This is a genomic window from Sphaerospermopsis sp. LEGE 08334 (genome assembly GCF_015207205.1).
Lineage (GTDB): Bacteria > Cyanobacteriota > Cyanobacteriia > Cyanobacteriales > Nostocaceae > Sphaerospermopsis.
On the sequence record NZ_JADEXH010000033.1, the window covers coordinates 14,813 to 39,783 of the forward strand.

Below are 24,971 nucleotides of genomic sequence, written 5' to 3' on the forward strand. Positions count from 1 at the left end.
ATGCCTGGATCAAATTCTGTCATTCGTCGCTACACTCCCCCCACTTGTACACTGGAAATCTTGGCGCAAAGCTCACCTTTATCTCGTTTGATAGGGCAAACAGTCCTGAATCAACTTCGTTTTCAACTGCACTTTGATGATCCAACACTACCAGAAGAACTGAGAGTACCTATTCAGGGCGATCATGATCAACTAGAAGCCTTGTGTAATGCTGTTACTAACTACGTTCAGGCACTTCTGCAAAAATCAGCAGATAACTTTTGTCTCACTTCCTTAGAATCCCAACCATCAAGCAAAACATCTGACCAACCAGAAGTACAAGATGTTACCCCATCCTCATCATCGTCGCCTAAAATCCCAAATCCCTCTAATATGGGAATTTTAGAGGCGACAATTTATTTAGAATCTAGTGACAATTTAACTCATAAACTATATCTCGGTTCCCTTGCTAGTCAAACGTCAGGACCGATAATTCAACTTACTCTATTACAACTATTTGACTTGTCCACGGCCTTAGAAGAATATTCCACTGATGTCATCACACTACCAAATCTCAACAGTGAGAAATCAATAATTCCCAGTTTGCCTACTTGGACACCTATAGCGGCAGTCATAGCACTAGCTTTGGGTTTAGCTCCCTTAACCTGGCAATATGCCAGTAGCATCAGGCAAAATCAGCAGACAGCTAAAAATACTAATTCTGATACACAACCAGCAACTACTGAAACTGCACCCCCTCCTAACTTAACCACTCCTCAAGGAGAATTGACTCCCTTTGCTGGTTTACCATCTCCCCCTAGTAGTGGTGATACTATAAAGCTGCCTGATGTAGAAACTCCCATTATACCCGCTGATTCTACTCTAGATCCAAAACCTCTGACTTTCCCTAATGGTACTGTCCCACCCGCGGCTAGAACATTGCCAAATAATGGACTGACAATACCACCACAAACACAGCCCGTCCCTCCTAGCAGTCTACAAATTCCAGGAACAGAACCAATACCCAGTTCCCAACAAAACTCTACAGGAGTGATTAACCAAGGTGGTATTCCTCCTGTCACTGGTCAAAATTTGCCTTCTGGAAATACAAGTAGTATCTCTTCTATATCTGGATCTATTGCTACCTTACCTAACGATGTGCAGAGTCAGATTTCTGAACAAATATCCTCTCCACGACAGGTACAACAATTAGATCAGGCTGCTTCTGCAACCAAATCTCCCGATAATGATTTAATAGAAAAATTGCGATCAGCAAGACAAAGACCATTCCCAACAGAGGTTGCTGCTGAAGAAAACAAATTATTTGATGTACCTCAAGCAGCAGAAGCTAGAGCTTATTTACAAAAGAATTGGCGGCCACCTACGGGATTTTCCCAGACACTAGAATATAGTCTGATTTTAGGTGTTGACGGTACTATTGAACGCATTTTACCCTTGAACCGAGCCGCTAGAGAATATATTAATGACACTGGTATACCAGAAATTGGTAAACCCTTTGTTTCTACTAATCAAGCTGGACAAAACCTCAGACTCAGAGTTGTCTTTAGTCCCGATGGTAAGGTGCAGACGTTCCCAGAAGCCCCTTGATTATGTGTAAGAATTCAGGAGTCAGGAGTCAGGAGGAGGTTGGAAAATTTCTTTGCTATCTCTCGAAATCCAAAAAAATGCACACTTTTTCAGGTATACCCTTGAAAACCCTGGCATTTTTTTCCTCTTTATCAGCACTTCGACAAGCTCACTGACCACCCGTAACCTTTGTTCTATCTGGGTTTTACATTTATATGGCTTACGCCACGCTTCGCTATCAGCAAGCCCTATTTATCGGAATTTAGCAGTTAATCCAGGTCATGAAGACTTAAAAAAGCAAGAGAGAGCTAGTCCTAAGCTGGCGATTTTCCAGACAAAGCTATACTTATGTAGACAAAAATCAATTTCTCTTGAGTTAAAAAATCAACTATCTTGATATATAATCCTGGGATATCCAGTATTGAATTAAGACTATTGCCGACGCGAAAACCAAGCAATGATAGTGGTAGTCTTTTTGAAAATCTTAACTGCCCTTCGGGCGAGGCAAAAGGCAGGGGGCAGGAGGATGGAGAATTTTGAATTAAGAATAAAGCCTTTTTGACTCGCCCATTTGGGTTTAAGTCCCCCGCCATAATCTGGTGATTTGGCGGTCTATGATTGGAGGTGGGTTGAAAATCCCCTATAATCGGCCTCCAGCAAAACTGCCTTTCAACTCCTGCCTCCTTTCACACCAGAAAGATCGCGTTGGGCTACAGCGTGCAAGTCTACGGAGGGATAACCGCTCCCATGCTCCCGTTGAAGTAGAAAGTAAAGTCTAGCTTTGTCTAGGTTTTATATAGCAGTTTGATGTAACAAAACAGGATGCCGTTGTGGTAACGGGGATTTATACTATGTTTCAATGGCAATGTTATTCCTGAATAGGAAAATGCTAAAAAAATATTTGCGTAATTTTTTAATTTTGTGTTGTTCTTCTATACCTTCTCTAACCGATTTAGCACTTGTGAATTCTTCAGCCCAAGCATTACCAGGACAAAGCACAGAAGAAGTAATCACTTGGATTCAAGCCCATCCCACTCTTCGCCCCAGAAGTGGGGAACGATTGTTTGTGAGTAAAAGTGATACAGCAGCCCAAAGATTCACTTTTCAAGCTTCGGTATTACCACCAGGTAAGGTAACATTTACTAAAGATCGCAGTACAATTCGTACTGAACGGATGACTATGTATGATGGTGTAAATGGCGTGACAATTCAGCGGCTTGAGGAATCTTTGCGGGTAATTTATGGAATAGATATTTATCAAGACTATAATCGCGCTCAGGTGGTTTATGAGTATCCTAATCAAAGTGCAATAAATCAAGCACGTTTAACAAAAACACCGATTCGGGAGGCTTTAAAAGGAGAGTTAAGATTAGGCGATCGCTATGCTTATTGGGTAGAAATAGCTCAACCCAAGGAGGGAAAAGCATTAAGCGGTAAAATGACCGTTTTTCTCAAGTCTGACCTCGATAAATTAGAAGCAGAACTGAGAACACGTTAGTCAAAACTCCCTGGTCTAAATAGTTTCCCATTTACCAGAAAAGATACTTTCCGCAGCCAGGGAAATGCGTTGTAAATCTTCTTTGAGCAGTGGCGGCCATTCCACACCAGATTTAGATCCTGTAGCAAATAACTGCAAAGCTCTAATACCTAATTTATATAAAGCTAAAGCTAGTTCTTTGTCTAAGCTATGAGCATCTTTTAGAGCTTCAAACACAACTTTTAAGGCTAATAAAACAGAGGTAATTTGACCTGGTACTGGTGGTTTTCCTTGTTTGAGACGATTTAACAAAGCATTTGGGTTTTCTTCATTTGCTGTTTGCTCTATAAGTAACTTTCGCGCTATTTCGTAGTTCATACAGGAAATAATTGATAATTGATAATTGATAATTGATAATTATCAATTATTTTAAATCTAGTAAACCTTCTTCTTTTAATTTAGGATGAAAACGCATTTGAGTTTTTAATCCTCTTGATTCTAAAACTGCCAAAATTTCCGATTCAACTCGCCGAGCTACATTTTTGATGATTTTACTTTTCGACAATTCATCAATTAGTGGATTTTGATAATTAGCTTTTTCTTCATCTGTCATTAATGCCTGAGTATTAATAGGATTAGTCCATTTTTCTTTATTTTCTCCATTCCCTAAAGGAACGCTACCATTTTCAACAATCCAAGCATTTTCAATCTTTTCTAAAATCGTGCGGTTAGGGCGTTCAATTGTGTGAACCTTTAACCAATAGCATTTTTCTGGTTGACGGACTAAATGCTGCTTGCAACTAAGATAAATATCACGAGAATAACCAACAAATTGCAGAATTTTATCTTTGTCAAAAATAGCATAGACTCCTATTTTACTCTGAAAATGTACTGGTAATTCTCCATTGTCATCAATGTAAGTGACATATTCTAAAGTATCTAAAGCAGGAATATCAATTTCCGTAGTCATCTTTATTAAATGTATGATTTACTAATTTACTAAAGCAGCAAGTGTGCAAACAGTCAAGCATCAGGGTAGAGGTAAAACTTCCTATTGGCTTTTATATCAATAATTAGGGTTTGCTGAAAAAGTCTTGTCGTGAAGACAGGGAACAGGGAACAGGGAACAGTTTCAGCTATCTGTCATCCCCAAATTTTTGGGTTTGCGATCCCCAAAATGCACGGTTTTTAAGGGTATACCTGAAAAAGTGTGCATTTTGTTGGCTTTCTAGCCTACCTTCCGCACCCCCCGGTGTCACAATCGGTTTTTTCGTAATTTCATTACGACCAAATGTTGTATTTTGTACCAAAGATAATGAATATTGGTAGGCGATCGCCAATTCTAAATCTCCAAATGACCAATTTTCGTTGTGTGACAGTTGAGGGTGCGGAATGTGGGTTCTAGAGATAGTAAAGAAATTTTCAAATCTCCTCCTGACTCCTGACTCCACGAGAGGAATTATCAGTTTTAAGATCAATGAAGTTGAACGTAGTTTTTATGAGATAAATAACGAAAAATTCTATTACTGTCATCAGTTATGGGAAATGTGGTTTAAACCAACTGTATATACTCATTGTCTTGTCTCATTCCTCTGAGATTTTAATCAATGTTAATTATGAAATTTTCTCTTTTAACTTCAGCCTTTGTAATTGCTGGACTTGCTATTTGTTCCAGTGCTGATGCTAAACCCAAACAAGGTTCAAATGTCACAAGTAAGCCCAATCAAGCAGCTAATTTAGTCACAAAAACAGCAACAATTTCCAGCCAGTGGAATTTTGTCAGTGACACAGCTATTAACAATGATCCAGGTTTGAAGGTAACTGATCCAGAATGCAAGAAAATTAATCCACTGCAATATCTAAACAATCCCGAAACCTTCTTTCAATCATGTTCTGCTACCAATAACCCAAATTACCAAGATTATGAACCAATTGACTATTTAAAAGTTCCCCGACTTGATTTAGGTTTAAGTGTGACAGTTAGTAATTTTTGATTTGGGGAATTTTGGTTGGCTTAAAAGCCAAAGAAAAACGCAAAAGAAATTCGGAATTACGCACAAGTCACGGAGGAATGAATCACGTTCACCGGAGGTGTTCCCGCATGGTAGGAACGAAGGACACGAAGGAAAGAGGGTTTGAGACATATTTTGCGTAAGTCCTGGAAATAAAGAAAGGGTTTAGCAATGCTAAACCCCTACATTTGCTTTTTCCAAAAATTACCTTTCGGTTTTATTCTTCATCATAATCATCATCTTCTTCCTCGTATTCATCCTCCTCTTCTTCTTCAACACCTGCAATCACTTCATCAGCAATCAAATCTTCATCATCATAAATAGACCTGTCACCCCGTCTACCACCGTAACTACCATCACCCAAATCAGAAGAATCTAAGCTGTATAATTTAGCAGTGCGGTCATCTAAAACCATATCCAGTGAATCATCCACCTCATCCAAAACCCCGGTACCCAAATCAGTACCATAGTCTTCAATGGTGGTAGTTTCTTCATAGGTGTTGTAACCAGTACCAGCAGGAATCAACCGCCCAATAATCACATTTTCCTTCAAACCCCGCAGCCAGTCAGACTTACCCTCAATTGCTGCTTCCGTTAACACCCTGGTAGTTTCTTGGAACGAAGCCGCAGAAATAAAACTATCAGTATTCAGCGAAGCTTTCGTAATCCCCAACAACACTGGGGTATACTGCGCCTTTGCACCACCAGTAATGGACATAGCCTCATTCACCTGTTCCACCTGCCGCAGTTCCACCAACTCACCAGGCAACATGGTGGTGTCTCCACCATCATCAATGCGGACTTTGTTAGTCATTTGCCGGACAATTACCTCAATGTGTTTGTCCGCAATATCAATCCCTTGGGACTGGTACACCATTTGTACCTCATTCACCAAAAAGCTTTGTACCTTTTGCAAGGCATGACTCGCACAGGCATAAATCCCTTCATCCGAACCAAGACTAAAGAAAATCTCCAAAATTTCATGGGGATTAGAAGGTCCATCGGTCAAAGGTTGACCAGCCTCCACATGAACACCATCAGGAACTATCAAGTTTTGCCCCGGTCCAAGGGGATAGTCAGTCACTCCACCACCCGCTTCCAAAACTTTAATGGCATAAGCTTCCCTTCCTAAAGCTTCATCCCCATCCCCATAAACCACCTTCACCTCACCAGGACGACGGCACAAAATACAAGCTTCCTTGGGTTTCCGAGCTTCTAATAATTCTTCAATTCTGGGCAAACCTTGGATAATATCCCCAGTTTTCGCCCTCTCAAACACCAACAACACCAAATTATCACCCCGTTGCACCAGTCCCCCATCTTCAATTTGCAACACCGCCCCAGGACTGACTCGGTAAGGACGACCAACGCGGATGGTGACGGAGTATGGTGATGGGTGATGGGTGATGGGTGATGGGTGATTGGTGATTGGTGATTGGGAACTGTCACCTTTACTGTCACCTGCTTTGACAGCTACTACTTGACCTGACTCTGGTGCTGTCACTCCAGGAGCAATTTCTGTACCCTCTACTAACAAATCGCCTTTTTTCACCTTTGGCGCTGTTGTAGTTTCCACCGTGATCATGTCAGTTTCTCGCAGCACCAAACAACGACGCACTGCTTCTGTATCTCTCCTGACACCGCGAACTGTTCCCCCTTCCTTACACAAAATCTGTGTTCGTGCTACCACCGCCCCCGGTGCAATGGTCATACCATCTTCCACTTCTAAAGTGGTGTGGGTACTACCTTGGGTAGCATCAGCCGCAATATCTCGCCGAATTACCAAAGATTCCAAAATTACCAACTGCAATCTTTGAATCTCAGCATCTTCACTATCTGCTACCAATTCAATATCCGCCGCCAAAGGCGAAGCATGATCTTGTTCTCCCTCTTGTTCAATTTCCAATACCAACTGAGTCCGCAACAGTTCCACCCCTTCCACAGACTTCACCCGTTCCCCATCTTTATAAGGTAAACGCTGTACCGCCCGTAGTTGAATGGATCTGCCTGTTTGTTGACTTACAGAAGTTGTGGAAGGTACATCAGGACGAGCCGGAACATCAAACTCTACCACCGGACGACTTAACAACGCTGGTCCTTCGGGCGATTCCACATACTGAATATACCGCAGTTCTGTGGCCACTGTTCCCATAAACTCCTCACCCGGCTGCACAAAGGTATTATCCCTACCAATCACCGCTTCTGGATCATCCACCATCAACAGTTCACCAGGTTTAATCACCACTTCCCGCAGAATGTCGTTTTTCTGAGTAACTTCTATCACGCCGCTGGTTTGACAAAAAATGTCTTTCACCACTTCTGTTCCAGCTTCCACAAACTGCCCATCCTCCACCAACAACAAAGAAATATCCTTGTTTACCTCATGGCTTTCTTCTGGTATCCATAACAGCGTTCCCCCAGTCACCACTTCATAACCTAACTTGGCCTTACCCTTCTTCTGAACTTCAATGCCCGCAAACTTCAAAAACCCACCAGTAGTAGTCCGATAACGGTCATCAATCAACTCCGCCACCACCTGACCATTTTGTACCTTTGTCCCCGGAGTGGCACGGAGGTTAAAAGTTTGAGACTTGGTGATGGGTGATGGGTGATTGGTGATGGGTGATGGGTGATTGGTGATTGGTGATGGGTGATTGGTGATTGGTGATTGGTGATTGGGAACTGTCACCATTACTGTTCCCTGTTCCCTGTTCCCTGTTCCCTGTTCCCTGTTCCCTGTTCCCTGTTCCCTGTTCCCTGTTCCCTGTTCCCTGTTCCCTTCCCCAGTATGAATTAGGTAATTATTTTTCCCTTGGGAACTGTGAACCGTTACCGTCGCCTGATCCAATATCACAGAAGCAGTAATAATTTCAATTTCCCGCGTCGCCTTTCCTGGTATGGCTTCTGGCAACCGCACTACCCCACCATGCACCGTAGTTAACTTAGTTTCTGCTAAAACTCCAGTAGAAGCGATCGCATCTCCATTTTTCACCACCAATTCTGCACCAGGAGGTAAATTATACACTTCCCCAGACAAAATCCAAATCAAACCACCTCTAGCCGCAGTAGTAGTAGTATTACCTTGACGGTCGGTTTTTTGTTCTGCTACCACATCCGCAAACTGCACCTCACCTGCCAAATCAGTCGCCACATCTTTAACAGCTTTTTCCGTATTTGCCCTAGTGGTTTTACCGCCTAAAGCCACCTCAGCAATTAACTGGGCAACTTTTACCTGTTGTCCAGGATTAATATATAAAGTCGAACCTTGGGTAATAGAAATTTCTTGACTTTCCCCATCACCCTTAGCTTCTAAAACCATAGTGCCATTGGTTTCCGCATAAAGCGCATCTTCCCCGTGGCGAGTCCGATAGGGACGGGTTTTTAACTTGCGGGAAAACTTCACCGTACCTTCAACCTTCGCCCGCACCTGTTGGGCAACTTCCCCAGTAAATACCCCCCCAGTGTGGAAAGTCCGCATGGTTAACTGAGTACCTGGTTCACCAATACTTTGGGCAGCGATAATACCCACCGCTTCCCCCAAGTCTACCATCTTGGCGTGTGCCAAACTCCAACCATAACAATGTTGACACACAGAACGAGCAGCTTCACAGGTGAGAGGCGATCGCACCATTACCTCTTTCACCCCGGCTTTTTGAATCTCCGCTGCCAAGTCATCAGAAATCGGAGTATTCCGGGGTGCGAGCATTTCCCCTGTAGTCGGATGCACCACATCCTGCGCCACTACCCGCCCCATTAATCTTGTTCCAATGGGAATCAACACCTTAGCCCCTTCCGTCATATCCCGTAAAGGAATACCCCTGGTAGTGCCACAGTCAAACTCTCGAATAATCACATCCTGAGAAACATCCACCAACCGCCGGGTGAGATATCCAGAGTCCGCAGTTCTTAACGCCGTATCAACTAATCCCTTTCTGGCTCCGTAACTAGAAATAATATATTCTGTAACAGTTAAACCTTCCCGGAAATTGGTTTTAATGGGTAAATCAATAATTTCCCCTTGGGGATCAGCCATCAAACCCCGCATCCCCACCAACTGCCGCACCTGAGAAATATTCCCCCGCGCTCCCGAAAAAGCCATCATATATACCGAGTTAAGGGGATTGGTTTTTTTGAAGTATGTCACCACCTCATCTTTCAAACTTTCAGAAGTTCCATTCCAAGTATCAATTACCTTTTGGAAACGTTCAACTTCCGTAATTTCCCCTCTTTTAAACCGTTCCTCAGTGCTGAGAATTTCCGCTTCTGCTGCTTCCAGGAGGGATTTTTTAGAAGGGGGAACCATTAAGTCATCAACACTAATAGATACCCCGGCTTTGGTAGCATAACGAAAACCCAAGTCTTTGAGTTTATCTGCCATTACTGCTGTCCGCGCCGTCCCGTAATGGGTAAATGACCACGCAATTAAGTTTCTCAGTTGACCCTTGTTAACGACAAGGTTACGGAAAATCATTTTTTCAGTCATAGTCAGTAATAATTGACAATGGATAATTGATAATTGACAATGGATAATTGATAATTGACAATGGATAATTGATAATCGGTAAAGGTGACAGGGAAGAGAAATTTTAGATTTTAGATTTTAGATTGGAATTGACAAAAACAATCCAAAATCCAAAATCCAAAATCCAAAATTGAATCACCAATCACCTCAATTGTCAATTGTCAATTATCAATTGTCTAACGCTTCCTGAATCGCCTTGTTATAAATCACCCGTCCAGGAGTAGTGTAAATATATTGAGAAATTAAATTTCCTTGGGCATCCTCACGCACACGACGGAACTTATACAACAAAGTCCGGCTGCCATCTTCATTTTCCACAACCTCCTGGGGTTCATTATCCGGCTGTCCAGTTTCCATCTCTCCATCAAACCGCACGTAAATATAGGAATGTAAATCTACCTGATCCTGCTGATACGCCATAATCACATCATCCAAGGAAGCAAAGAAACTATCCTTACCTTTAGTAGCACCAGGATTTTCTGCCGTCAGGTAATATGCTCCCAACACCATATCTTGACTAGGAGTGACAATAGGTTTACCAGTAGCCGGAGAAAGAATGTTATTAGAAGCCAACATTAATAACCGTGCTTCTGCTTGACTTTCCAAAGACAAAGGCACGTGAACCGCCATTTGGTCGCCGTCAAAGTCTGCGTTAAAAGCCGGACATACCAAGGGATGCAGTTGAATGGCTCTACCTTCTACTAAAATTGGTTCAAAAGCTTGAATCCCTAACCTGTGCAATGTGGGCGCTCGGTTTAACATTACCGGATGCCCTTCAATCACCTCTTCCAACACATCCCACACACTGGGGTCATTGCGAGAAATCAACTTTTTCGCCGCCTTGATGTTATTCACCATCCCCGAACGAATTAACCGATTAATCACAAACGGCTGGAACAATTCAATAGCCATCTCTCTGGGCAGTCCACATTGGTGAATTTGCAACTTGGGACCCACCACAATTACCGATCGCCCTGAATAATCCACCCGTTTACCCAACAAGTTTTGCCGGAAACGTCCTTGCTTCCCTTCAATAATGTCTGAAAGCGACTTCAGCGGACGGTTATTAGCCCCCACTACAGTCCGTCCCCGGCGACCATTATCAATCAACGCATCCACCGCTTCCTGCAACATCCGTTTCTCGTTACGGACAATAATCTCCGGCGCAAGAATTTCCTGTAACCTCGCCAAGCGATTATTCCGATTAATCACCCGCCGATATAAATCATTTAAATCACTGGTAGCAAATCTACCTCCATCCAACTGCACCATCGGACGCAAATCAGGAGGAATCACCGGAATCGCCGACATTACCATCCACTCTGGCTTAGAACCGGTAGCAATAAAATTATCAATTACCCGCAGCCGTTTAATTAACTTCGCCCGCTTTTGTCCCTTGGCATTATTAATTTCCTCCCGCAGATTTTCCGCTTCCTGCTCCAAGCTAATATCAGCCAACAATCGCAGCAGCGCCTCCGCCCCAATGCCAACCTCAACTCCCACCAGTTGGGAATCTTCACTATAAATCGCATCCTCAATTTCCAACCACTGATCCTCAGTCAGTAATTGTTTATAAGTGAGAGTATCCGCATTACCCGGAGCTAACACCACATAAGAATTGAAATAAACAATTTGCTCCACATCCCGCAGCGGCATATCCAGCAAAATCGCAATATAACTAGGAATCCCCTTCAGATACCACACATGGGCGACAGGAGCAGCCAGTTTAATAAAACCCATTCTGTGCCGCCGTACCCGTGACTCTGTTACCTCCACCCCACAGCGTTCACAAACAATTCCTCTGTGACGCACTCTTTTATACTTACCACAATGACATTCCCAGTCCTTCGCCGGTCCAAAAATCCGTTCACAAAACAAACCATCCATTTCCGGCTTCAAAGTCCGGTAATTGATAGTTTCCGGTTTTGTCACCTCACCCACCACCTGACCATTAGGTAAAGTCCTCTCACCCCAAACACGGATACGTTCTGGTGAAGCTATGCCGATTTTTACGTAGTCAAATTGATTAGATTGAATTGATCTCATAACAATTAAAAATGAAAAATTGGTAATTGGTAATTGGTAATTGGTAATTGGTAATTGGTAATTGGTGATTGGTAATTGGTGAAGAGGTAATTGGTAATTGGGAAAAATTGATTGCCCATTACCCATTACCCATTACCCATTACCCATTACCTACTCGTCTTCTTCCAAAGACTCACGAGAAAGTGACTCATAAGTAGGACGGGGAGGAGTCCGGCGAGAACCTTGATCCGCCATCAAATCAACTTCCACATCCAAAGAACTACCATCTGCTTGGGTTTCTACTTTATGCACTGCAATATCTAAACCCAAAGATTGCAATTCTCGCATTAACACTTTGAAAGATTCAGGAGTACCCGGACGGGGAATCGCTTTACCCTTAACAATGGCGTTCAATGCCTCATTTCTACCTTGCATATCATCAGATTTCACTGTTAACAATTCCTGCAAAGTATAAGCAGCACCAAAAGCCTCCAGCGCCCACACTTCCATTTCTCCAAATCTTTGCCCACCTTGTTGCGCTTTACCACCCAAAGGCTGTTGTGTCACCAGAGAATAAGGACCAGTAGACCGGGCGTGAATCTTATCATCCACCAAATGCACCAATTTCAGCATATAGGCTACACCCACCGTCACCGGACGGTCAAAGGGTTCCCCAGTACGCCCGTCATAAACCATAATTTTCCCAGAGTCATCAGGGTTATATACCCAAGTTTTCCCGGTTTCATCCCTAGCTTCTTGCAACTTGCCATGGACAATGCGGCGGGAAGATTCTTCCCCATACATTTCATCAAAAGGAGTAATCTTAAACCGCACTCCCAAGTTTTGACCAGCCCAACCTAACAAACATTCAAACACCTGTCCCACATTCATCCGGCTAGGAACACCCAAAGGATTCAGCACAATATCCACCGGTGAACCATCAGGCAAGTAAGGCATATCTTCCGCTGGCAGAATCCGAGAAATAATCCCTTTATTTCCATGTCTTCCTGCCATTTTGTCCCCAACTTGGATTTTGCGTTTTTGTGCCACATACACCCGCACCACCATATTCGCCCCCGGCGGTAGTTCATCACCTTGTTCTCTGGTGAATAAACGCACATCTACCACCCGTCCCTTTTCTCCATTGGGAACACGCAGGGAATTATCCCGCACATCACGGGCTTTTTCTCCAAATATGGCTCTGAGCAGTTTTTCCTCTGGTGGTTGGTCAGACTCACCTTTGGGGGTAACTTTTCCCACTAGAATATCACCAGACTCTACCCAAGCCCCAATTCTAATAATTCCCTGTTCATCTAATTGCCGCAGAGCATCTTCCCCCACATTGGGAATTTCTCTGGTAATTTCCTCTGGTCCAAGTTTAGTTTGTCTGGCCTCAATTTCATATTTTTCAATGTGAATAGAGGTATAAACATCATCCTGTACCAACCGTTCAGAAATCAAAATCGCATCTTCGTAGTTATAGCCCTCCCAAGGCATATAAGCAACAACAATGTTTTGTCCCAGTGCCAGTTCTCCCCCTTCGGTAGAAGACCCATCTGCCAACACCTGACCCGCCACCACTTTCTCGCCAATGCGAACTAGAGGTTTTTGGTTTAAACAGGTGTCTTGGTTAGAACGTTGATATTTAGACAGCACATATCTAATTTCTTGGGGTTTGGCGCTGCTGGTTTCTTCCCCAGTGGTCAAGGCTTTTTCTCTGACTCTGACGCGAATTTCGTTAGCATCTGCATACACTACATCGCCATCGGTGCGAGAAACTATCACCATCCCTGAGTCTCTAGCAGCTTGAGCTTCTAAACCTGTTCCCACCAAAGGACGCTCTGGTTTCAGCAAGGGTACTGCTTGCCGTTGCATATTAGAACCCATCAACGCCCGGTTCGCGTCGTCATGTTCCAAGAAGGGAATCATGCTGGTAGCTACGGAGACAATCTGCACTGGGGAAACGGCTACGTAGTCTACTTGTTCTGGCGTGGTGGTGGAAAATTCTTGGCGATAGCGTACTGGTACTTGGGGTCCAATGATGTGTCCATTTTCATCAACAGGTATGTCTCCTGGTGCTACCCGTAGATCGTCTTCTTCGTCTGCTGTCATGTAGACGGCGGCTTTTTCATAGCACACTCGTCCGTTCTCTACAGGTCTAAATGGTGTTTCTAAAAATCCATATTGGTTAACACGGGCATGGGTAGCTAGTGAACCAATTAGTCCGGCGTTTGGTCCTTCTGGTGTTTCAATGGGGCAGATACGTCCGTAGTGGCTGGGGTGAATATCCCGCACAGCAAAGCCCGCCCTTTCTCTGGTTAAACCACCAGGACCTAATGCACTGAGTCGGCGTTTATGGGTCAGTTCCGCTAGGGGGTTGGTTTGATCCATGAACTGACTCAGTTGGCTAGAACCAAAAAATTCTTTGATTGCTGCTACTAAGGGTTTGGGGTTAACTAGGGATGCTGGTGTTAAAACTTCGGCATCTGATACTGTCATCCGTTCCCGAATAATTCTTTCTAAACGGTTCAACCCTACTCTGACTTGGTTTTGCAGGAGTTCACCCACGCTTCTGACTCGACGATTTCCGAGATGATCAATGTCGTCAATGCTACCAATGTCATATTCTAGGTTGATCAGGTAATCGACGGCGGCTAAGATGTCCCCAGGGGTAAGTACGCGCAATGTGTCGGGGACGGAAAGGCGCAGTTTTTTGTTGAGTTTATATCTACCTACTCGCCCTAAGTCGTAGCGTTTCGGATCGAAGAAGCGGGAGTCTAAGAGTTGTTGTCCTCCTAGGACTGTGGGTGGTTCACCGGGACGCAGTTTGCGGTACAACTCCATCAGGGCTTCTTCTTCGGAAAACTGCCCTTCTTTTTCTATGGTTTTTTGGAAGTATTCTGGGTGGCGTAGGGCATCAAAGATTTCGTTGTCTGATAATCCTAATGCTTTGAGCAGTACCTGTGCCGATAGTTTGCGGGTTTTGTCGATGCGTACCCACACTAAATCGTTACGGTCTGTTTCAAATTTCAGCCATGCCCCCCGATTGGGGATTAAACTGGCAGAGTAGGTTCTTCTCCCGTTTTTGTCGATTTCTGATTTGTAATAAACTCCTGGCGATCGCACGATTTGGTTGACTATAACCCGCTCGGCTCCGTTAATAATAAACGTTCCCCGATCTGTCATTAAGGGCAAATCACCTATAAATACTTCTTGTTCTTTAATATCACCTGTTTCTTTGTTTAATAGTCTGGTAGGGACATACATTTGTACTGCATAGGTGCTGTCCCGACGTTTGGATTCTTCAACGCTATACTTAGGCTCTTTGAGTTTATAGTTCTGTCCGATAAAGTGCAGTTCTAGTTTTCCTGTGTAGTCTGTAATCGGACTAAAGGAGTTCAACTCTTCTATTAGCCCTTCTTCTAAAAACCAGCGAAAGCTTGAACGCTGGATTTCAATCAAGTCTGGCAACAGAAAGGCTGGTTCCATGTATGTTTCGTTTGTCATGCCTCTACCTTTGTCAACCTGGTTAAACTTTCGCTTGGATCGAGCAGGGAAACCCTGCTGTGGTGTTCCGACTCTCACTTTGTGGGGAGCAAGTTGTTGAGTAACTTCTCCTGACGCTGCCAACTCTTTACTGTTGTGCAGTCATTAAATCTGTAATTGGTGTTTTTGACAAGTGGTTAAGCGCCTCTGAGTATCAGTAAGGATGGAAAAAGTCTGTGTGCTAAATCTTGAAACAAGACTAGATGGTCTATATCTTGCTGATTTTTCTTGGTTTTTCTCTCTCCAGTTCTTTCACACAGCCTGTTCATTAATTCCGCATCCATACTGTTGTATCTTTTAGGGACCTCATCTATACTCACAGTAAGAACCCAAAAACAATGAAGAATCCGCGAGTGTTGGCTGGGAATCAGGATGGATTTCTTTTGCTGTTTTTTTGTCACAAGGCTTTTAAGTCTAAAAATTTAATAATTTTCTATATTTCAATACACAAAAATCCGCTGCTGTGTACAATTCCATATCAAACTAGGCTTCCAGGGTTTGTTATTTATTGAGAGCATCTGCTTGTAGAGATATTTTTAGATGTCCTTGAATTTTGTGTTGATCAACATTCACTACTATGCAATTGACTAGATATATTTTATACCTAGCATTTAACAGTAATTTTCAGCAGCTAGTTAAAAGTTCCCTTCCTTTATCATTATGACGCAAGTAAAATGTTTTGGAGGGAATAATATTAGCACAGTTTTGTCCTCCGAAAGTCTGAATTTTGGTTTTTTTATCAGTTTTCAGTTTTTCTGAATTTTGGCGACTGACTGATAGCTAATTTTATGTTATTGACAGTCCGAATAACCTACAAGCATTTTCAGTGGTTTGATGGGCGATCGCCTCTACTGTTTCTCCCCTAATTTTGGCTATTTGTTCAGCTACATAACCTACATAAGCTGGTTCGTTGCGTTTTTCGCCTCTTTTGGGTGTGGGTGCTAGAAATGGACAATCTGTTTCTATAAGTAAGCGATCGCTACTCACCATAGCCGCTGATGCTTGGATTGTTTTCGCGCTTTTAAAGGTGACAGTACCACTGAAACTGATGTAAAAGCCCAAATCCAGAAACCATTGAGTTTCTTCTGGTGTTCCTCCCCAACAGTGCATTACTCCCCGTACTTTTTCTCCTTGTTTTTCCCGCCATTTTTGCAATATTTCTCTGACCTGTGCTGCGGCATCCCGACAATGGATGATCACTGGTAGGTTGAGTTCTGCGGCGATCGCTAACTGTGCCTCAAATACCTTGTACTGTTGTTCCTGGTTATTGGCCTTGTAAAAATCCAGCCCCATTTCCCCAATCGCTACTACTTGAGGATCCGAACTAGCTAGAGTTTTGATTTTCTCTGCTGTCTGCTCCTGCCATTTATGTGCATCTAGAGGATGTAAACCTACTGCAAAGCTGATTTCGGGAAATTCCTGTGCCAATGATTGAATGCTGGCAAACTCTTCTGGGTGAACACAGGAATGGACTAAACGCACTACTCCGGCTTTTTGCCAACGCGATCGCACTGCTGCTAAATCTGGTTGAAAAAGGTCAAAGTTCAAATGTACGTGGGTGTCTATTAATTGCATGATGGAGTCAGGAGTCATTGATGGGGTTTGGTTAAGTCATTAATCTCTTAGCTCATGACTAATGACTAATGACTAATGACTTCTATGCTGTTTGTGTCAGTGGTTTGAGTTTTTGCGCTAACCTTGATTTTTTCCTAGCTCCGTTGTTGGGATGCAGCACACCACGCTTGACAGCTTTGTCAATTTTGCTGTAAGCCTCTGACATTCGAGTATCTACTACCTGTTTTGATTCAGGAGTAGGATTAGCTGCATAGGCTTCTACCGCAGCCAAATATTTCTTCATCAGCGTTTTTACGGCTGATTTATATGCTTTGTTACGCAGTCGGTTGCGTTCTGCGATTTGGGCGCGTTTAAGTGCTGATTTTGTATTCGCCACAGTCAGTTCCAAAAAAACTATTAATTAATATGTACACACACTACTAGACTTACTAATATAGCACAAAATTTGCCAATGTTATAATTTCATAGAAAAATTTTCCGGTTGGATGTTAGGGCAGGAGTCAGGAGTCCGTTTTTGTCAGGGTGATTTATACCCGCTACCAAAATTTTTGTCCTTCAAAAGCATTAGCGTAGCGGGACGAAGTTCGATTTAAGATCCAATGGTTTAGATAAGTAAGGTAGTAACGTAAGTTGTCAGTTATGGTTTTAAAGGGTAGAAAATGAGAATTGGAACGAGATAAGGAGATATAGATGGAAAAATCCTAGATAATAAGCGGGAAATTGATTGTTTATCCTGACTCCTGACTCCTTGAGCTCCTGCCTCCGAGTAGGAAAATAATAGACCTGGATTTATATTCAGGAAATAGGTTAGAATAAGATACCTATAAAATAAACCAAATTGCTAACGCAGCTACTCCCAGCATCTAACCTGCTTTTTAGTGAGTATAAAATCATTAAATTCTTAATATGCAAGTAAAATATCTATAGCAATCCTGGGAGTAGTAAAAAAATGCAGGTTAAGCTAGAGAAGAGAATTAGGAAAAGCTTGATATCCTACGGGTAAAAAGCCGGACTAATGATCAAACGAGAAAATTTTAATTTTGGCATTGTCCTTACTCCATGCTGCGAATTATTACTCAGCAGGCAGACGTTATATCCGAACTACAACGTATCTGCGATCGCACCCAGGATGAACAGGTGCTTCACAAAGAAGCAACGGTACGTGAAGTGTTGCAAGCAGTCAAGCGCCAAGGCGACAAAGCTGTACTGCACTACACAGCCGAATTTGACCATCAAACCTTGCAACCAGAAGAACTGAGGGTGACAGGTTCAGAACTGGATGCAGCTTACCAACAGGTATCAAAGGATTTGTTGGCAGCTATTAAGCTGGCTTGTCGCCAAATTGAAGCGTTTCACCGTCAGCGAGTACCAAAAAGCTGGGTACACTTTGGCGATGATGAAGTGGTACTGGGTAAACGCTATACTCCTGTAGATCGGGCAGGTTTATACGTCCCTGGAGGTCGAGCTTCTTACCCCAGTACGGTGCTAATGAATGCGATACCAGCGAAGGTGGCAGGTGTACCGCGTATAGTGATGGTAACACCACCAGGAGCAGGTAAAACAATCAATCCAGCCGTCTTGGTGGCTGCCCAAGAAGCTGGAGTCGAAGAAATTTATCGGATTGGTGGCGCTCAGGCGATCGCTGCTTTAGCCTACGGTACGGAAACAATTCCTAAAGTGAATGTCATTAGCGGACCAGGTAACATTTATGTCACCTTGGCCAAAAAGCTAGTTTACGGCACTGTGGGCATTGATTCCTTAGCAGGACCGAGCGAAGTGCTAATTATTGCCGACGAAACAGCCAATCCTGCCCATGTTGCTGCGGATATGTTAGCTCAGGCAGAACATGATCCAATGGCGGCGGCGATTTTGTTAACCACAGATGCGGGTTTAGCAAAAAAAGTCCAGGCAGCAGTAGATAGACAACTGGTAGATCATCCGAGAAGAATAGACACAGAAAAAGCGATCGCTCACTATGGGTTAATTGTTGTTGTCGAATCTTTAGAAGCAGCGGCAGAATTTTCCAATGAATTTGCACCTGAACACCTAGAATTGGAAGTTAAAGATCCTTGGACTTTAATTTCTCACATTCGTCATGCCGGGGCTATTTTCCTGGGTAATTCCACACCAGAAGCTGTAGGTGACTATTTAGCAGGTCCAAACCATACCTTACCTACTTCCGGTGCTGCTCGTTATGCTTCTGCCTTGGGTGTAGAAACTTTTCTTAAACACTCTAGTATTATCCAATACTCACCAACCGCACTGGGGAAAGTCGCCGGTGCAATTGATACTTTAGCGAAAGCTGAAGGTTTGCCTTCTCATGCTGATTCAGTACGAAGGCGAGTACAGGAAGAAGAGTAATTGAGAACGCTTATTTTTTTACTGAGTGCGGTTGACAGCAGCTACTCCATAATTAAAAATAGAAAGTTTGTAATTTTAGCAAACTAAAGTTCACATTAAGAAAATTGTTGGTGTTCAAACCAAGAAAATTCTTAATGTGATAGTAAGTATTCAGCTATCAGTAATCAGCTATTATCCAGAGAGGAACTGAGTTAATAACAAGGATGCTCCAGTTTTGTCAAATTACATCAGTGTTAATGAGAGTAATTTACAGCCTATTATTGATGGTTTTCTTCTTTCTTGCTGACGGCTGACGGCTGACGGCTGAATGCTTAAATCTGATAATTTAAGGGGTCTACTTTTGAGGAGACAAAAGCGGTGTTAAAAACTATTTTAGTAGCTCTAGATGGTTCGGAAATTGCGGAACGAGTAATTGAAACTTTAGGTGATTTGGTGCTGTCTGCAAACACCAAAGTTGTTCTTTGTCATGTATTTCCCGCACCAGAGGCAGAAATAGAATTACCCGCTGATCGTCCTCATCCAGACTCACCAAAGTTGTCTTATTTCCAGATAGAAAAGCAGTTGCAATCCTACCAGGAAAAATTACCAGTTCAAAGCGAGTTAGAATTAGTAACTGGTGAACCTGCGGAGGAAATTATTAGACTGGCCAATATTTACAAAGCTGATCTGGTGGTTATTGGTAGTCGGGGGTTAACGGGGATGAAGAGAATTGTTCAGGGTTCGGTTAGCACTCAGGTAATGGAAGAAGCGCATTGTTCAGTGTTGGTGGTGAAACCGGGGAAGTAGTTTGTAATTTGTAATTTGTAATTCGTAATTCATCTTAACTTAAAATCCATAACCCGACTGGGAATGAATTCCCAGTCTCATAGCAGAAGTCATCTGAAGATGACTAAAAATACCCATAAATCTACAGTTTAGGGAACATCCCAAATGTGTAAATTTATTTTGATCTAACGGTAAAAATGATCCAATGTCCTGATATGATTGAACCGCAAAGGACGCAAAGGACACAAAGGTAAGAGAGTTTTAGAGAGTTTTTGGTGTTGCTGACTCCGGTGGACTTTGGTTGTGTAGTAGCGAATTATATTCGCCCAATTGCTCAAGAATGATTTAGGATTGCTATATACCATAGCATTTCCTAGTATTATGAAGTGGAAAATTATCTGCGTTTATCTGCGTTCATCTGCGTTAAATTAGGGTTGACTGAATAAACTCTAATATTTCCTATCTCTTCTCCCTAAAACAGCTTACATACCATAAAATATTTTATTTGTCAATACCCAAAACTATAACCAGCAAATAACAACATTAAAAATACTCAATGCTCTTGTCAGGAAATCTTGATAATTTGCTCAGATTTTTTGCAGATGTTCAGTTTTACGAGTTCTGAAATACTTACTGGGTAAAGGTTTGAAATTCCCTGCTGCAAACGCCCTCTTAAAAATAGGCAGAATAAGGCAAAGTACAAATTCTCCTAAATCATAGCAGAAGCCTGAAAATATTGCAATACCGTTAGTAAATAAAAATAATTCTCAATTAATTATTAAGAAAATATAAAGGAGGAAATTTTGAAAGTTAGAAACTACTAAACTATTTTAACTTTTAGATAATTTAAAATTATATAAAAATCAAGAGAGAGCGATCGCCTATATATAGATATGTATTGTGAATAAATTTATCAAAAATAAATTATCTGCTTTTAATTGTAATTTCTAACAGAGGGAGTCAGATAAATGACTCACCTTTTGCGACTTTGCGCCTTTGCGTGAGAATTACCCCTTTTTACCCCGCAAAAACTCCCGCAAACTCAGTAAAGATACAGTCTGACCCAAATTCAAAGGTAAAATTGACACACCTTCCAACCGAGACTGTACCCAACCTTCCCCCCAGTACCACTCATGAAAACCATCAATACCCCCACTGAGTAACAAGCGCAAACAATTATTTTTGGCTACATCTACATGATGATGAATTTTCACAGGTCCGGTGGAAGTAGTAAAATCAAAACCCGAAGTTAACTTTTCCGGCATTCCCGAAGAAAAACTTTGTCCTGGTAGCCATTTTTCCAGTTGTGCAGGAATTAATATACTATCGTGAATAGCATCAGCGGATGCTTCAATTTCAATTCGCAGTTGGCTTTGTTGAAAAGTACCTAGCATGGTGATTGGTAATTGGTAATTGGTAATTGGTAATTGGTAATTGGTGATTGGGTTATTAACTTCCCCCTGCTCCCTGCTCCCTGCTCCCCTGCTTATTCACTGTCACCTGTCAACTGTCACCTGTTCCCTGAAAAACTTACAATATATAAAGTCATCTTGTTAAGAATTGTAAGGGTTTTTCATGGCAGATAAATTAATACGGGCTACAGCAGCAGATGGGGGTATTAGAGCAGTGGGTGTAATTACCACACGCTTAACTGAGGAGGCAAGAGTACGCCATAAATTGTCCTATGTAGCTACAGCAGCATTAGGAAGAACAATGTCAGCAGGTTTGTTGATGGCTTCTAGTATGAAGCGTCCAGGCTCTAGGGTCAATGTCCGGGTCAGGGGTGATGGTCCTTTGGGTGGTATACTGGTAGATGCAGGGTTAGATGGGACAGTCAGGGGCTATGTAGGAAATCCATCTGTAGAATTGCCTCCCAATGCTAAAGGTAAGTTAGATGTAGGAGGTGCTGTAGGTAGTGGTTATCTCTATGTAGTTCGAGATATCGGCTATGGCTATCCTTACTCTAGTACAGTAGAACTGGTTTCGGGAGAAATTGGTGATGATGTGGCTCATTACCTGGTAAATTCAGAACAGACTCCTTCGGCTTTGGTTGTGGGTGTGTTTGTAGGAGCAGAAGGAGTGACTGCGGCAGGAGGGATATTGATCCAAGTATTGCCTAAAGCGGCTAGAGATGAAGCTTTAGTGACAACCCTGGAATCACGAGTATCTGCTTTATCAGGGTTTACACCGTTGATGCAAGCTGGGAAGACGTTAACAGAGATTTTTCATAATTTACTGGGAGATATGGGACTGAATATTTTTCCAGAAAGTCAGATGTTGCGTTTCCATTGTGGTTGCTCTTTTGATCGGGTGTTGGGAGCTTTGAAGATACTAGGAGCAGCAGAGCTGCAAGATATGATTCTCAAAGATGATGGCGCGGAAGCTACTTGTGATTTTTGTGGCAATGTTTATCAAGCAAATAGTGATAATCTAGCACAATTAATAGTTGATTTACAAAGGGAAACTTCTGTTTCAGAATAAGTGTGAAATACTACTAAAACCCAAACATATAAATGGTATTTGTGGAGGAAGATAAAAAATGAAAAAAATAGCTGTTTAATGATGAGAAAGAAAGTTACTATGGCAAAAATGGAATAATCAGTTTCATCAAAACTGCTATTCAATTACTTTGGTGTGAGAGCTTGTCCTAAGTTGACAATTGTATAGACAAAACTATACTTATGTTAACAAACATTGATATAAGTTAGCCAAGAAAAATCCCAACTTGATGTATAATACTAGGATATCAAGTATTGAATAAGACTATTACCGAGGCGAAAACCAAGCATTGAGAGTGGTAGTCTGTTTCCAAATCTTAATTTGAGAAAGTCGCGTCAGGCTAAGGCGTGTAAGTCTACTGAGGGATAACCGCTCCCATGCTCCCGTTGAAGTAGAAAGTAAAGTCTAGCTTTGTCTAGGTTTTATATAGCAGATGACAGATCGGGATATTTCAGACAGTTGGTCTCCAGCCAGAGCCAGAAAACCAGATCCCAATACAAGATTATCCCGAACTCCAGAAGTCGGGACAACTCAACCGTCTGGTGTCCCAGCTACTGGTTCTAATTTGAATTCAGTCATGCAGCAACAAGATCACAATACAGAAGGATTACCTATAGAAAACTATTCAGAGGAATCGTCTGATACTGGTAAAAGATGGGGAAAATTGCCAAGCTGGATGAAAAGCTGGGTGATGTGGTCAATTTTATTAACATTGATTCCTAGCGGTATCGGGTTTATATCAATGTCAATGCTGCTAAAATTGCCATCAGCGCCAAATTGCCCAAAAATCTTTTGGCCTTTAGCTAGTGCTTCTGTACGTTTACATTGTGCTTCCCTGGCTGCTTCTAAGCAGAATGTGAACGACTTACTGCAAGCGATCGCACTGGTGAGAGAATTACCAGAAAATCACCCACTCAGGGGACAGATTAATGGTTTGTTGGAGGAATGGTCAAGGGATATTTTAAAGCTGGCTGACCAGAGTTTCCAATCCGGGAATTTAGAAGAAGCGATCGCCACTGCCAGGCAAGTTCCTGAAGACTTGGAAGCTCGGAAGATAGTAGAAGAGCAAATTACTAAATGGCAGTCTACCTGGTCCAAGGCAGAAGAAATCTATGACGAAACGTTAAAAGAACTGGGAGAAAGACGATGGCAGTCAGCTTTTATGCTGTCATCTAAATTGCTACGCATTAACAATCAATATTGGTCAACTACCAAGTACGATGAACTAAATCGCATCATTGTTACAGCACGGGAAGACGGTGATAAACTTGACAAAGCTGAAGGTTTAGCAAAACGTCGCTCAGTGGATGATATTCTAGCAGCTATTAAGCTGGTAGAGTCGATTAAGTCAGAGAGTTACGTATATCAAAAAGCTCAGGAATTGATTCCTGAATTTGGGCGCAAGATACTGAAATTGGCACAATCTCGCATGGATAGGCAAGATGCGGATACAGCATTAGAAATTGCCAGAAAAATTCCGCCTATTCCTGAATTGCAAACAGAAATTGATGATTTTATTGTTTTGGGTGAAGCCCAAAGAAGTGCTTGGATAGGTACGGTTGCTGGTTTAGAGAGCGCCATTTCCCAAGCTCAACAAATTGATGCTTCTAGGGAAGTGTATATTAAAGCACAAGAATTAATTTCTCGTTGGCAATTGGAAATTGAAGATGTTACCCGATTAGAAAAAGCGCGAACCCTGGCTAGTCAAGGTACAATCAACGATTTAACGGCAGCAATATCTGAAGTGCAACAGATTCCTGGTAGCAATCCCCGCGCTTCAGAAGCTAGACAGGAGATGAATCGTTGGCAGTCCCAAGTAGAAACTATTGAAGACAGACCTTATTTAGACCGTGCTGATCAAATAGCTTTGTTAGAGGATATTAACTCCTTGCAAACTGCGATCGCAGAAGCTAGTCAAATTCGCTCTGGTCGTGCATTATATCCAGAATCACGAAAAAAAATCAGTAATTGGACTGCGAAAATTCAACGCATTCAAGATCAACCTTATTTAGATCAAGCCAGAATTATTGCTGAAAGTGGTGATTTAAATAGTGCTATTAGGGAAGCTCAAAAAATTGCTTCATCAGGCAGGGCGCTTGCTAGTGAAGCACAAACAGCAGTCGAGACTTGGCAAGAACAAATTAGGGCGAGAGAAAATTGGAAAAAAGCTAGAGAAGTGGCTATTGCTGGCACTCCTGAAGCTTTAGCTGAGGCCATCCGCATAGCTGATAGAGTTTCCAACCGTAACATTTTACGCATGGATGTCAACGTTGCTATTGATCAATGGAGTCAGCAAATATTACAAATGGCACGTTCTCAAAGCGAGTTTGATATTCCTAGAAGTATTGAAACTGCAAGATTAATTCCTCGTGGTAGTTCTGCTTACAGAGATGCTCAACTACAAATTAGAACTTGGAGACAATTCCTCATTCCTCGGACATCACCTACAACATTACCTACATCATCGCTGGAGTCATTACCCACACCATCACCGGAAATACAATCATCTCCATCATCAACTGGTAATGGTTTGTAATGGGTAATTGGTAATTGGTAATTGGGGTTTGCTGAATAAAGTGCAAGACTTTTGAAGGGTATACCTAAAAAACCGTGCATTTTGAAA

General features: G+C 42.4%; 16 protein-coding genes. 7 read left to right on the top strand and 9 right to left on the bottom strand.

Annotated features, from left to right (window positions below; genetic code table 11):
- Together IQ237_RS18035 and IQ237_RS18040 are read left to right on the top strand one after the other, a co-directional pair.
- Entirely contained in the window at window positions 1–1,587 is a 1,587-nt protein-coding gene (locus tag IQ237_RS18035; RefSeq protein WP_194057596.1) for a DUF4335 domain-containing protein, read from the top strand.
- Window positions 1,588–2,452: 865 nt separating this feature from the next.
- Window positions 2,453–3,064, top strand: a complete 612-nt coding sequence (locus IQ237_RS18040) for a hypothetical protein (protein ID WP_194057599.1) — start codon at window positions 2,453–2,455, stop codon at window positions 3,062–3,064.
- 15 nt (window positions 3,065–3,079) lie between these two features.
- Here IQ237_RS18040 and IQ237_RS18045 read toward each other — a convergent pair whose 3' ends face one another.
- The 3 genes from IQ237_RS18045 to IQ237_RS18055 all read right to left on the bottom strand — a co-directional run bounded on the left by IQ237_RS18045 (window position 3,080) and on the right by IQ237_RS18055 (window position 4,383).
- Window positions 3,080–3,421: a Dethiobiotin synthetase gene (locus IQ237_RS18045; protein WP_194057601.1), complete on the bottom strand. Its 342-nt coding sequence runs from the start codon at window positions 3,419–3,421 to the stop codon at window positions 3,080–3,082.
- 46 nt (window positions 3,422–3,467) lie between these two features.
- Entirely contained in the window at window positions 3,468–4,013 is a 546-nt protein-coding gene (locus IQ237_RS18050) for a GIY-YIG nuclease family protein (RefSeq protein WP_194057603.1), read from the bottom strand.
- A 166-nt stretch (window positions 4,014–4,179) separates the two neighbouring features.
- The gene (locus IQ237_RS18055; protein ID WP_194057605.1) at window positions 4,180–4,383 is read right to left on the bottom strand and encodes a hypothetical protein; all 204 of its coding nucleotides are present in this window, start codon (window positions 4,381–4,383) and stop codon (window positions 4,180–4,182) included.
- Between the two features lie 276 nt (window positions 4,384–4,659).
- Here IQ237_RS18055 and IQ237_RS18060 point away from each other — a divergent pair, with 276 nt between their 5' ends.
- Window positions 4,660–5,037, top strand: a complete 378-nt coding sequence (locus tag IQ237_RS18060) for a hypothetical protein (protein WP_194057607.1) — start codon at window positions 4,660–4,662, stop codon at window positions 5,035–5,037.
- A 235-nt stretch (window positions 5,038–5,272) separates the two neighbouring features.
- Here the strand turns inward: IQ237_RS18060 and IQ237_RS18065 are convergent, their stop codons facing one another.
- From IQ237_RS18065 to rpsT, 5 genes are all read right to left on the bottom strand, one after another.
- Window positions 5,273–9,538: a DNA-directed RNA polymerase subunit beta' gene (locus IQ237_RS18065; RefSeq protein ID WP_194057609.1), complete on the bottom strand. Its 4,266-nt coding sequence runs from the start codon at window positions 9,536–9,538 to the stop codon at window positions 5,273–5,275.
- A gap of 207 nt (window positions 9,539–9,745) precedes the next feature.
- The gene (locus IQ237_RS18070) at window positions 9,746–11,623 is read right to left on the bottom strand and encodes a DNA-directed RNA polymerase subunit gamma (protein ID WP_194057676.1); all 1,878 of its coding nucleotides are present in this window, start codon (window positions 11,621–11,623) and stop codon (window positions 9,746–9,748) included.
- A 150-nt stretch (window positions 11,624–11,773) separates the two neighbouring features.
- A complete protein-coding gene (gene rpoB / locus IQ237_RS18080; RefSeq protein ID WP_194057611.1) occupies window positions 11,774–15,109 on the bottom strand; it encodes a DNA-directed RNA polymerase subunit beta in 3,336 nt (1,111 codons plus the stop codon).
- 825 nt (window positions 15,110–15,934) lie between these two features.
- Window positions 15,935–16,723 carry a TatD family hydrolase gene (locus tag IQ237_RS18085; RefSeq protein WP_194057678.1) on the bottom strand — a complete coding sequence of 263 codons (789 nt, stop codon included), beginning with the start codon at window positions 16,721–16,723 and terminating at the stop codon, window positions 15,935–15,937.
- Between the two features lie 82 nt (window positions 16,724–16,805).
- Entirely contained in the window at window positions 16,806–17,099 is a 294-nt protein-coding gene (gene rpsT / locus IQ237_RS18090) for a 30S ribosomal protein S20 (protein WP_096566773.1), read from the bottom strand.
- Window positions 17,100–17,782: 683 nt separating this feature from the next.
- On the opposite strand from rpsT, the gene hisD reads away from it, so the two are divergent.
- Both hisD and IQ237_RS18100 read left to right on the top strand, forming a co-directional pair.
- Window positions 17,783–19,084: a histidinol dehydrogenase gene (hisD, locus tag IQ237_RS18095; RefSeq protein WP_194057613.1), complete on the top strand. Its 1,302-nt coding sequence runs from the start codon at window positions 17,783–17,785 to the stop codon at window positions 19,082–19,084.
- Between the two features lie 357 nt (window positions 19,085–19,441).
- On the top strand, window positions 19,442–19,870 hold the full coding sequence (locus IQ237_RS18100) for a universal stress protein (RefSeq protein WP_194057615.1): 429 nt from the start codon (window positions 19,442–19,444) through the stop codon (window positions 19,868–19,870).
- Between the two features lie 986 nt (window positions 19,871–20,856).
- Here IQ237_RS18100 and IQ237_RS18105 read toward each other — a convergent pair.
- Window positions 20,857–21,243, bottom strand: a complete 387-nt coding sequence (locus IQ237_RS18105) for a hypothetical protein (RefSeq protein WP_194057617.1) — start codon at window positions 21,241–21,243, stop codon at window positions 20,857–20,859.
- A gap of 181 nt (window positions 21,244–21,424) precedes the next feature.
- On the opposite strand from IQ237_RS18105, the gene hslO reads away from it, so the two are divergent.
- Together hslO and IQ237_RS18115 are read left to right on the top strand one after the other, a co-directional pair.
- Window positions 21,425–22,330: an Hsp33 family molecular chaperone HslO gene (hslO, locus tag IQ237_RS18110; protein WP_194057619.1), complete on the top strand. Its 906-nt coding sequence runs from the start codon at window positions 21,425–21,427 to the stop codon at window positions 22,328–22,330.
- Between the two features lie 451 nt (window positions 22,331–22,781).
- Complete coding sequence (locus IQ237_RS18115) at window positions 22,782–24,884, top strand: chromosome segregation ATPase (RefSeq protein ID WP_194057621.1); 2,103 nt, start codon at window positions 22,782–22,784, stop codon at window positions 24,882–24,884.
- The last annotated feature ends 87 nt before the right edge of the window (window positions 24,885–24,971 follow it).